The sequence below is a fragment of the Rhizobium sp. LCM 4573 genome (assembly GCF_001854865.1).
Taxonomy (GTDB): Bacteria; Pseudomonadota; Alphaproteobacteria; order Rhizobiales; family Rhizobiaceae; genus Neorhizobium.
The window spans coordinates 165,053-174,884 of record NZ_MDDW01000013.1; the positions used below are offsets into that span (position 1 = coordinate 165,053).

A 9,832-nucleotide genomic window follows, 5' to 3' on the forward strand; every position below is an offset into this window, starting at 1 on the left:
GTTGCGAGGGGAAAATAACCCGCGGCCGGGTAAATCAGAAATCACGAATTCGCGCCCTTGCAGCATCGACCGGAAAATCGAACTCGATTTTTCGGAAGCGTGACGCGTGAATTCAATGAGTTAGAAGGACTTGCATGTGACCGGGCGGACACTTGACGTTCCTGACACTGGAACTTCTGCAACCAGTTCCGCGCTCAAACGTTAGGAACGGCGGGCTGGTAGAGGATGGAGAGTGAAATGAAGAAAATTATCGCCATAGCCTGCGTCAGTCTTTCCCTTGCGGCATGCACCGCCACGGAGCGCGGAGCAGGCATCGGCGCTGCCACGGGTGCCGTCATCGGCGGTGCGGCCACGGGCAATGTTCGAGGCGCAGCGGTAGGTGCTGCCATCGGCGGCGTAGGAGGCGCCCTGATCGGCAACGTCGCCGACCAACCGGGCCGCTGCTACTATCGCGACCGCTACGGCAATCGCTATATCGACCGGTGCTGAACGGCATCATCCGACATCCGCCTGACGGCCGGTCCTGCCGGCCGTCCTGGCGGCATCAGCTCCGACAGCATGTCGCGGTCTATGAAGACGTCCGTCTCGCCTGCCTCAAAGGCGGGATGGCTGAATTCGACTGCCGGCACCTTGGGCATCCTCAATGCCTGCCCGACATTCATCAGCCCGACCGGCACGCATCCGTCCTTCTTCCTGATCACAACTTCCACGATCTTGTACATCGGCTTCTCTCCTGGAGCCTCATAACAAGCCATCGCGGATTTTGTTCGCGGGAACCACACACGGGAGAGAAGAAGGGGGTCGGAAAGCACGGCGACCTGGTTCAATCAGGGAGAAAGCCGCGCCATGGAACCTAATAGGCGTTCCAGCACTTCTCCCCGAAATTCCGGAGGATACCCAAAATGTCAGATCAACTGCCGATGTTCATCCTGCAGTCGCTGGTCGTCTTCACACTCGTAGGAGCCTTGTTCATACGCGCCTGAGACTGCTCTCAGTTAGGCCGAAACAGGTCCAACGGAAGCTGGATGCCCTTCGGCACCGTGGGGCGCCGAAGATTTGCGATCTGCACGCGCTGGAAGGTCTCGCGCCGGCGCTTCTCGTCCGCCTCCCGTGCTGCCCGCGCTGCGGCGACTGCCGCCATGGCGCGCTCGATTACCTGCTCGGTCCTGGTCATCGCCATCTCCACTTCAATTTGTTCTCTTTTTGTTCTCACATTTTCTATCAAAAGTCAAGGCGGCCCCGCGATCGTGGACAGGCCCGATAACAAGGGCTTGAAGATGCTCGCTTTTCCCGATTCACCCTCTTAACGCCCCTTTAAATTGCCGCATTTAGACTCCAGCGAGGGCCTGGGCGACGAATTGAGAAATGCGAGCAGAGCCGGTCATCGGGACGGGCGGGAACCAAGGAGGCGGGCCGGTTCATCATGGCGGCCAGAGGCAGATCAGGGCAGCGGATAGAACCTTCCTTCGACGGCGAAGACCACGAGGACGAGGATGAGTTCCGCCTCGAAGCCGAGGACAGGATCACCAGCGCACGAGGCGCGGCGAAGCGCGCGCCGAAACCCGCCAAATCCGCGTCCCGGCGCAAGTCCCGCGGGAAGCCCGCCTCGCGGCGTAGCGGCGGCCTTTTCGGATCACTGCGCTCGCTCGTCTACTGGTGCATCGTGCTCGGCATCTGGGCCGGCATCGGCGTCGGCGGCATCGTGCTCTATTACGGCGCGCAGATGCCCGCCGCCAGCAGCTGGTCGATTCCCGACCGCCCGCCGAACATCAAAATCACGGCCATCGACGGGTCCGTCATCGCCAACCGCGGCGCCACCGGCGGCGAGGCCTTGTCGCTCGAGGAAATGTCGCCCTTCATTCCCCAGGCCGTCATGGCCATCGAGGACCGCCGGTTCTACTACCATTTCGGCGTCGATCCGTTCGGGCTCGCACGCGCCTTCGTCAACAATCTGACCGGCCAGCCGATCCAGGGCGGCTCGACGATCACCCAGCAGCTCGCCAAGAACCTCTTCCTGTCGCCGGAACGCACTTTCGAGCGCAAGATCCAGGAAGTGCTGCTCTCCTTCTGGCTGGAGCACAAGTTCACCAAGGACCAGATACTCGCCATGTATCTCAACCGCGTGTTCTTCGGCTCCAATGCCTATGGGGTCGAGGCGGCGTCGCGGCGCTATTTCAACAAGTCGGCGCGCGAGGTAAACCTCGGTGAGGCAGCCCTGCTTGCCGGCCTCCTCAAGGCCCCCTCGCGCCTGTCTCCCGCACGCGATCCCGCAGCCGCCGAAGYCCGCGCCCAGGTCGTGCTCGGAGCCATGGAGGAGGAGGGCTATATCACCGCCGACGAGATCAAAACGGCGATGTCGCAGCCGCCCACCAAGGCGCGTTCCTATTGGTCCGGCGCGGAGCACTATGCCGCCGACATGGCGATGGACGAGGTGAAATCGCTGATCGGCGAGATCAAGAGCGATGTGACGGTCGAGACCACCATCGATCTCAGGCTGGAGCGGGAAGCCGAAAAAGCGCTTACCGACGTGCTCGCCAAGAACGGCGCCAAGCTCAACGCCTCGCAGGCGGGCCTGGTCGCCATAGACGCCACAGGCGCGATACGCGCGCTGGTCGGCGGCCGTGATTACGCCGAAAGCCAGTTCAACCGGGCAACGAAGGCGAAGCGCCAGCCGGGTTCGGCCTTCAAGCCATTCGTCTATGCCGCGGCGCTGGAGGCCGGCATCCGGCCGGATTCCGTCCGTAACGACGCTCCGGTTAGGATCGGCAACTGGACGCCTTCGAACTACGACGAGAAATATCGCGGCGAGGTGACGCTTTCCTCCGCCTTCGCCCAGTCGCTGAACACGATCGCGGCCCAGCTCGTCATGGAAGTAGGCCCCGAGGAAGTGGTGAGCCTCGCCCACCGTCTCGGAGTAGAATCCGACCTGCAGGCGAATGCCTCCATCGCGCTCGGCACGTCCGAGGTCTCGCTGGTGGAGCTCACCGCGGCCTATGCGCCTTTCATGAACGGCGGCTACAAGGCCACTCCGCATGTGGTCAAGCGCATCTTGGATGCCGACGGCAATGTCCTATACGAAAGCGACTATGCCAATCCGCCCCGTGTGCTGAGCGAGGCGATCGCCGCCACCATGAACAACATGATGGCGCGCGTCATCGCCGAAGGCACCGGTAAGGCCGCCCGCATTCCCGGCTGGCAGGCGGCGGGCAAGACCGGCACGACCCAGTCCTTCCGCGATGCCCTCTTCGTCGGCTATACCAGCACGCTGACTACCGGCGTCTGGTTCGGCAACGACGACGGCGCCTACATGAAGAAAGTCACCGGCGGCGGGCTTCCGGCGCGCGCCTGGCAGGAATTCATGGCGGCGGCGATGAAGGGCTACACACCGACCCCGCTCTTCGGCAGCCATGGCGGTTATGAACTGCCGCCCGCCGTCCCGCAGGCCCCCTCCGACCCGACGACCATCGGCGACATCATCTCCGGCGTGTTTTCCGGCGACCGCCATCAGGACGAATATCCGCCGGCTCCCGCGCCCGCCGACGATCCCTATCGGGGCGTCGCCCCGCCTTCCGACCTGCCGGTGCGCGATTATCGCGACTATCGCGGGCCCTATGACGCGCCGGTACCCCCGGCGGACGTCGGCGGCGGCCCCATCCCGCCCGGAGAGGTGGGCGGTTCCGGCTCCGGCCGCGAGCCGCGGCAGACCACGCTCCTCGACCTCATCATGGGACGCTGAAAACCCCGCCTTCGAGGAGCTTCCCAAACCGTTATTTTTGCTAGGCTACCGGAGATTTCCTGCCTTGCAGTCGGAAAATCCCGTCCTTATATACGCCGCATGACCGCAGCCGGTGCTGCGAAATCCTAAGAAGACCATCCCAGTCGAGGGACTGTCAGCGGAATGCCTATCGGGGTTCCGACGGTTCGCTTAAAGGAGAGAGAAGAAATGGCTAAAGTAATTGGCATCGACCTCGGTACCACCAATTCCTGCGTCTCCATCATGGACGGCAAGGACGCAAAGGTGATCGAGAACGCCGAAGGCGCGCGCACCACGCCCTCCATGGTCGCATTCACCGAAGACGGCGAACGCCTCGTCGGCCAGCCGGCCAAGCGCCAAGCGGTCACCAATCCCACCAATACACTGTTTGCCGTGAAGCGCCTCATCGGTCGCCGCTACGACGATCCGACCGTCGAGAAGGACAAGAGCCTCGTTCCGTTCGAGATCACCCGTGGCGACAATGGCGATGCCTGGGTGAAGGCGCACGACAAGTCCTATTCCCCTGCCCAGGTTTCCGCGATGATCCTTCAGAAGATGAAGGAAACCGCCGAATCCTATCTCGGCGAGAAGGTCGAGAAGGCCGTCATCACGGTTCCGGCCTACTTCAACGACGCCCAGCGCCAGGCCACCAAGGATGCCGGCAGGATCGCCGGGCTCGACGTGCTGCGCATCATCAACGAACCGACTGCGGCAGCGCTCGCCTATGGCCTCGACAAGAAGGACGGCAAGACGATCGCCGTCTACGACCTTGGCGGCGGCACTTTCGATATTTCCGTTCTAGAAATCGGCGATGGCGTCTTCGAAGTGAAGTCCACCAACGGCGACACCTTCCTCGGCGGTGAAGACTTCGACATGCGTCTCGTCGAATATCTCGCCAACGAGTTCAAGAAGGACAACGGCATCGACCTGAAGAACGACAAGCTTGCCCTGCAGCGCCTCAAGGAAGCTGCCGAAAAGGCCAAGATCGAGCTGTCGTCCTCGCAGCAGACCGAGATCAACCTGCCCTTCATCACGGCCGACGCTTCCGGTCCGAAGCACCTGACGATGAAGCTGACCCGCGCCAAGTTCGAAAGCCTGGTCGACGATCTCGTCCAGCGCACCGTCGCACCGTGCAAGGCAGCCCTCAAGGATGCGGGCGTCACCGCGGGCGAAATCGACGAAGTGGTCCTCGTCGGCGGCATGAGCCGCATGCCGAAGGTTCAGGAAGTCGTCAAGCAGCTGTTCGGCAAGGAGCCGCACAAGGGCGTCAACCCGGATGAAGTGGTCGCCATGGGCGCCGCGATCCAGGCCGGCGTTCTGCAGGGCGACGTCAAGGACGTTCTGCTGCTCGACGTGACCCCGCTCTCGCTCGGCATCGAAACGCTCGGCGGCGTCTTCACCCGCCTGATCGACCGCAACACCACGATCCCGACCAAGAAGTCCCAGGTCTTCTCGACCGCGGACGACAACCAGTCGGCCGTGACGATCCGTGTCTCCCAGGGCGAACGCGAAATGGCCGCAGACAACAAGCTGCTCGGCCAGTTCGACCTCGTCGGCCTGCCTCCGGCGCCGCGCGGCGTGCCGCAGATCGAAGTCACCTTCGATATCGACGCCAACGGCATCGTGCAGGTTTCCGCCAAGGACAAGGGCACCGGCAAGGAACAGCAGATCCGCATCCAGGCCTCCGGCGGTCTTTCCGACGCCGAGATCGAGAAGATGGTCAAGGATGCCGAGGCCAATGCCGAGGCCGACAAGCAGCGCCGTGCCGGCGTCGAAGCCAAGAACCAGGCCGAAAGYCTGATCCATTCGAGCGAGAAGTCGCTCAAGGATTACGGCGACAAGGTTTCCGAGACCGACCGCAAGGCGATCGAGGATGCCATCGCCTCGCTCAAGACCGCCGTCGAAGCTTCCGAACCGGACGCCGACGACATCCAGGCCAAGACGCAGACCCTCATGGAAGTCTCCATGAAGCTCGGTCAGGCGATCTACGAGGCGCAGCAGGCCGAGAACGCCGATGCTTCCGAGGAAGGCAAGCAGAACGACGACGGCGTCGTCGATGCCGACTACGAAGAAATCAAGGACGACAAGAAGTCGGCTTGACGAAAGCCGCCCTCTTGGCGGACCTTCGATCGTCGACTTAGAAATCCGGCTGCCATCGCGCAGCCGGAATCCTTTCCGGAGCCGTTACCTCCATGGCAAAAGCAGATTTTTACGAAACTCTTGGTGTCGGCAGGACGGCTGACGAGAAGGAGCTGAAAAGCGCCTTCCGCAAGCTTGCAATGAAGTACCACCCGGACAAGAATCCGGGCGACCACGAGGCCGAGAAGAAGTTCAAGGAGATCAACGAGGCCTACGAGACCTTGAAGGATCCCCAGAAGCGCGCGGCCTACGACCGTTACGGCCACGCCGCCTTCGAACATGGCGGAATGGGTGGCGCCGGCATGGGCGGCGGCTTCGGCCCCGGCGGCTTCTCGGACATTTTCGAGGACATCTTCGGCGAAATGATGGGCGGCGGGMGCGCACGCCGTTCTTCCGGCGGGCGGGAACGCGGCGCCGACCTTCGCTACAATATGGAAATCACGCTGGAAGAGGCCTTCAGCGGCAAGACGGCGCAGATCCGGGTTCCGACCTCGATCACCTGCGACGTCTGTTCGGGCTCGGGCGCCAAGCCCGGCACGCAACCGAAGACCTGCGGCACCTGCCAGGGTTCGGGCCGGGTTCGCGCAAGCCAGGGCTTCTTCTCGGTGGAACGCACCTGCCCCACCTGTCATGGTCGCGGCCAGATCATCCCCGATCCTTGCGTGAAGTGCCACGGCCAGGGCCGTATCGCCGAGGAGCGCTCTCTCTCGGTCAACATTCCGGCCGGCATCGAGGACGGCACCCGCATCCGCCTGCAGGGCGAAGGCGAAGCCGGTGCGCGTGGCGGTCCCGCAGGCGATCTCTACATCTTCCTGTCGGTGAAACCGCACCAGTTCTTCCATCGCGACGGAGCGGACCTCTATTGCACCGTGYCGATTTCGATGACGACGGCAGCACTCGGGGGCACGTTCGACGTGGCGACCCTCGACGGAACGAAATCCCGCGTCACGGTGCCGGAAGGCACGCAGGCCGGCAAGCAGTTCCGCCTCAAGGGCAAGGGCATGCCGGTGCTGCGCTCCAGCCAGACGGGCGACCTCTACATCCAGATCCAGATCGAGACGCCGCAGAAGCTCACCAAGCGGCAGCGCGAACTTCTGCAGGAATTCGAGCAGATTTCCTCCAAGGAGAACAACCCCGAATCCACCGGCTTCTTCGCCCGGATGAAGGAATTCTTCGAAGGGTGATCCGCGACGGCGTCAGCCGGCAGAACGCTCCCGTGGAGCGTTTTGAGCAGCGAGCGCCCGGAGCCAAAGCGACGCGCCGGTAAAAGCATCGGGCCTGCCACTGCCCCTCTTGTTCCGCCGTCATCCTCGGGCTTGTCCCGAGGATGACGGCGAGAAATAAACCAAGTCTTCCCTAAAACAGAACTCCGTCGAGGAGGTTCGAGCGGCGTTTTTTCCGTAGCCCCTCAGAACATATCCCGGCGGCTTCGCGGATCGTCGATCATCATGTGGGGCTCGTAGATGCCGGTGCGCCCTCAACGCGCCTGCCGCGGCTTCGGCGCCACGAACCAGCCGAAATGCTTCTGGATCGCCGGCGAAATGCCGAAGACGATGGAGGAGACCATCAGCGGCGCGACGACGAGCGTTCTTTGCCAGAGCGCCCAGCCCTCGGTCAGCGGCATGACGATATAGAGGAGCGCTGTGATCAGCGGATAGACGGCAAAAACCAGGAGGAGCGCCAGCCGTACCTTCGATGGGCTCGGACGCGACACCATGCTTTGGGCCTGTATCTGCGGGTGAATGGTCGTCGAAGGCATCTTTTTCTTCCCTCTATAGAAACGATACGTTCCGTATATAATGAAACGCTGCGTTTCGTTCAAGGAGAAAATGCGGTAAGACGCGGATAGAGGAATGAAAGGACGGAGAACATGAGCGTGAAGGAGGCGATCGAACGCCGGACCTCGATCGGCGCGCAGCGCAATCCCGCCAGCGAGGAAGCCATCTTAAGGGCTGCTGAGGAGATTCTCGTCGAGAGCGGACTCGGCGCCTTTTCGATTGAAGCCGTCGCCAAGCGCGCCAAGGCCGGCAAGCCCACCATTTATCGCTGGTGGCCTTCCAGGGCGGTGCTGCTTCTGGATGTCTATCATCGCCAGAAGACCGTCCCGATGCCCGATACGGGCAAGGTAGAGGAGGATGTCTTCCTGTTCCTGACGGCGCTTTTCCGACACTGGCGGCAGACAGGCAGCGGGGCGATCTTCCGCTCGGTCATCGCCGAGGCGCAGTCCGATGCCGCGGCAGCGGAAGCGCTTGCGGTCTATGCGGCCGGCCGGCGCAAGCATACCGGCGAGATTTTCCACCGCGCGCGGGCGCGGGGAGAGCTCGCGGGCTGGGCCGATCCCGAGCTTTTGGCTGAAACGGTTTCGAGCTTTGCCTGGAACCGGCTGCTCACCAACCGGCTCGATCCGGAACCGGAAGACCTGCGCCTTTTCATCCGCCAATTGACCGWGGGCGTCCGCGCCTGAGGCGTATCAGAAATGCGGCGGTTTGGTGATCGGCGGCGCTTCCAGCGAAGCTTCCTCAAGCGAGAGAAACCGCTCCGTGAGCCGATCCAGCTTGGCGCGGGTCTGTTCGATCACCTTCCATTGTTCGGCGAGCTGATCGGAAAGCTCCTCTATCGTCTTCGCCTGGTGCGCGAGGATCTCTTCGAGATGAGTGATGCGGTCGTCGTCAGCGGACAATTGGGCTAGGCTCCTCTGGTATTGCTGGTTTCAGGCCTTCTTTTATCGGATAGCCGTGGCCTTGGGCACCCTGCTCTACTGCTCTCTTTCGTCATCCTCGCCCTCCCGAACTCCATTCCTACGGGGACGAAACCACACCCGATCTCAATTCCATCAAACACTTATCACTTTTCTCATCCCCGCCCTCTCCATCCATGCCTACAATTGCCCCCGCTTCCGTCGCCGGAGTGTTTCGCGAGACGTTCGCGGGCAGGCGGGAGCCGGCGCTTCCATCGGAACCGTAACGTGCGGGGAAGGTGGAAGAGGTGAAAACCATGGAAGGCACGCCGAAAGGCAACCCTCCCTATCAAGCCTCCCCCTGGCCGCCAGGCCAGGTTCGGTTGAGCCGTGCAAGTGTGGCGGCAACGCATGATCCCGAAAAGCGTAAGCGGTTTTCGGAGAAGATCATGCGCAATAACCACACGCAGCGAGGCGAGGCGTTTCACCTGTAGGGGCCGGAAGCCCCGAGAGAACGCCGAAGGCCACGCGAATGCGGAGCCACTCAACTAAACAATAGCGAGGTTCCGCATTCGTGTGGGCTCTCCGACGAAAAAGGCAGGCCGGTTCGCCGGGAAGGAAATCAGGACGAACACGGGAGCCGGAACCGGCCGCGTGAACGAAACCGCGCGTCATCGAACCGTGCCGCAAAGAAGATCAGGGAGAAGGAACGATGCCGAGAAGCGAAGAGGAATGCCGCCGCATCATAGAGGAAGAAAACAGGCAGCCCTTTCTGCCCTGGATGACTGTGGGCGAATTCAGCGCGCTATCCGAACGTCAGAAATCCCGTGAACTCCAGAAGTACACTCAATACTTCACCACCTATCTCGGCTTCTGGAAGACCTGCGATCTGTCATCCTGCCGTCGGGCCAAAGCCTGCAAGGGCTTTCTCACTGAGGCGCAATATCGCGCCGAGCCGGGTTATCACGATAGCTTTCCGCCCTGTGTCGGCCCTGGCGGCGCACGCCAGCCGGAGGTTCTGGCGTGCATCGGGCAACTCGGTGGCGAGGAGGAGGACGAGCCCAAATACGATGGCAGGCGGGGGATGGATGTGGAGTGATGATAGGCCGTGGGGGATGGGAGCGCGGTTACGCCATTCTGCATGGAGTGTGAAGCGGCGCGTGGAGCCCCCCCCTTGTGGGGAGGGGTTGGGGAGGGGATCTTTTTGCTGGGCTCAAAGACCCCTCCCGCCTGCCGGCCACCCTCCCCACAAGGGGAGGGTT

10 protein-coding genes are annotated in these 9,832 nt (G+C 62.4%); 6 read left to right on the plus strand and 4 right to left on the minus strand.

The window, feature by feature from the left end:
• Positions 1-237 precede the first annotated feature (237 nt).
• Positions 238-489 carry a glycine zipper domain-containing protein gene (locus LCM4573_RS17305; RefSeq protein WP_071007623.1) on the plus strand — a complete coding sequence of 84 codons (252 nt, stop codon included), beginning with the start codon at positions 238-240 and terminating at the stop codon, positions 487-489.
• Here the strand turns inward: LCM4573_RS17305 and LCM4573_RS17310 are convergent.
• Positions 471-722: a hypothetical protein gene (locus tag LCM4573_RS17310; RefSeq protein ID WP_071007624.1), complete on the minus strand. Its 252-nt coding sequence runs from the start codon at positions 720-722 to the stop codon at positions 471-473. The two genes, LCM4573_RS17305 and LCM4573_RS17310, sit on opposite strands and share 19 nt — an antisense overlap.
• Positions 723-991: 269 nt before the next feature.
• A complete protein-coding gene (locus LCM4573_RS17315; protein WP_071007649.1) occupies positions 992-1,174 on the minus strand; it encodes a hypothetical protein in 183 nt (60 codons plus the stop codon).
• 249 nt (positions 1,175-1,423) lie between these two features.
• Here LCM4573_RS17315 and LCM4573_RS17320 point away from each other — a divergent pair, with 249 nt between their 5' ends.
• The 3 genes from LCM4573_RS17320 to dnaJ all read left to right on the plus strand — a co-directional run bounded on the left by LCM4573_RS17320 (position 1,424) and on the right by dnaJ (position 7,077).
• Positions 1,424-3,736 carry a transglycosylase domain-containing protein gene (locus LCM4573_RS17320; RefSeq protein ID WP_071007625.1) on the plus strand — a complete coding sequence of 771 codons (2,313 nt, stop codon included), beginning with the start codon at positions 1,424-1,426 and terminating at the stop codon, positions 3,734-3,736.
• Between the two features lie 207 nt (positions 3,737-3,943).
• Positions 3,944-5,854, plus strand: a complete 1,911-nt coding sequence (gene dnaK, locus LCM4573_RS17325; protein WP_071007626.1) for a molecular chaperone DnaK — start codon at positions 3,944-3,946, stop codon at positions 5,852-5,854.
• 92 nt (positions 5,855-5,946) lie between these two features.
• The gene (dnaJ, locus tag LCM4573_RS17330) at positions 5,947-7,077 is read left to right on the plus strand and encodes a molecular chaperone DnaJ (protein ID WP_071007627.1); all 1,131 of its coding nucleotides are present in this window, start codon (positions 5,947-5,949) and stop codon (positions 7,075-7,077) included.
• Positions 7,078-7,370: 293 nt separating this feature from the next.
• Here dnaJ and LCM4573_RS17335 read toward each other — a convergent pair whose 3' ends face one another.
• The gene (locus LCM4573_RS17335; RefSeq protein WP_083347498.1) at positions 7,371-7,652 is read right to left on the minus strand and encodes a hypothetical protein; all 282 of its coding nucleotides are present in this window, start codon (positions 7,650-7,652) and stop codon (positions 7,371-7,373) included.
• 111 nt (positions 7,653-7,763) lie between these two features.
• On the opposite strand from LCM4573_RS17335, the gene LCM4573_RS17340 reads away from it, so the two are divergent.
• A complete protein-coding gene (locus LCM4573_RS17340; protein WP_071007628.1) occupies positions 7,764-8,357 on the plus strand; it encodes a TetR/AcrR family transcriptional regulator in 594 nt (197 codons plus the stop codon).
• 6 nt (positions 8,358-8,363) lie between these two features.
• On the opposite strand, the gene LCM4573_RS17345 is transcribed toward LCM4573_RS17340, so the two are convergent.
• Positions 8,364-8,573, minus strand: a complete 210-nt coding sequence (locus LCM4573_RS17345; RefSeq protein ID WP_071007629.1) for a SlyX family protein — start codon at positions 8,571-8,573, stop codon at positions 8,364-8,366.
• Positions 8,574-9,282: 709 nt separating this feature from the next.
• Here LCM4573_RS17345 and LCM4573_RS17350 point away from each other — a divergent pair.
• Positions 9,283-9,669, plus strand: a complete 387-nt coding sequence (locus LCM4573_RS17350; protein ID WP_071007630.1) for a hypothetical protein — start codon at positions 9,283-9,285, stop codon at positions 9,667-9,669.
• Positions 9,670-9,832: the final 163 nt, after the last annotated feature.

Coding starts and splice junctions, on each gene's coding strand:
- LCM4573_RS17350 (WP_071007630.1), top strand. CDS start 9,283: ATGCCGAGAAGCGAAGAGGAATGCCGCCGCATCATAGAGGAAGAAAAC.
- LCM4573_RS17315 (WP_071007649.1), bottom strand. CDS start 1,174: ATGACCAGGACCGAGCAGGTAATCGAGCGCGCCATGGCGGCAGTCGCC.
- LCM4573_RS17305 (WP_071007623.1), top strand. CDS start 238: ATGAAGAAAATTATCGCCATAGCCTGCGTCAGTCTTTCCCTTGCGGCA.
- LCM4573_RS17335 (WP_083347498.1), bottom strand. CDS start 7,652: ATGCCTTCGACGACCATTCACCCGCAGATACAGGCCCAAAGCATGGTG.
- LCM4573_RS17310 (WP_071007624.1), bottom strand. CDS start 722: ATGTACAAGATCGTGGAAGTTGTGATCAGGAAGAAGGACGGATGCGTG.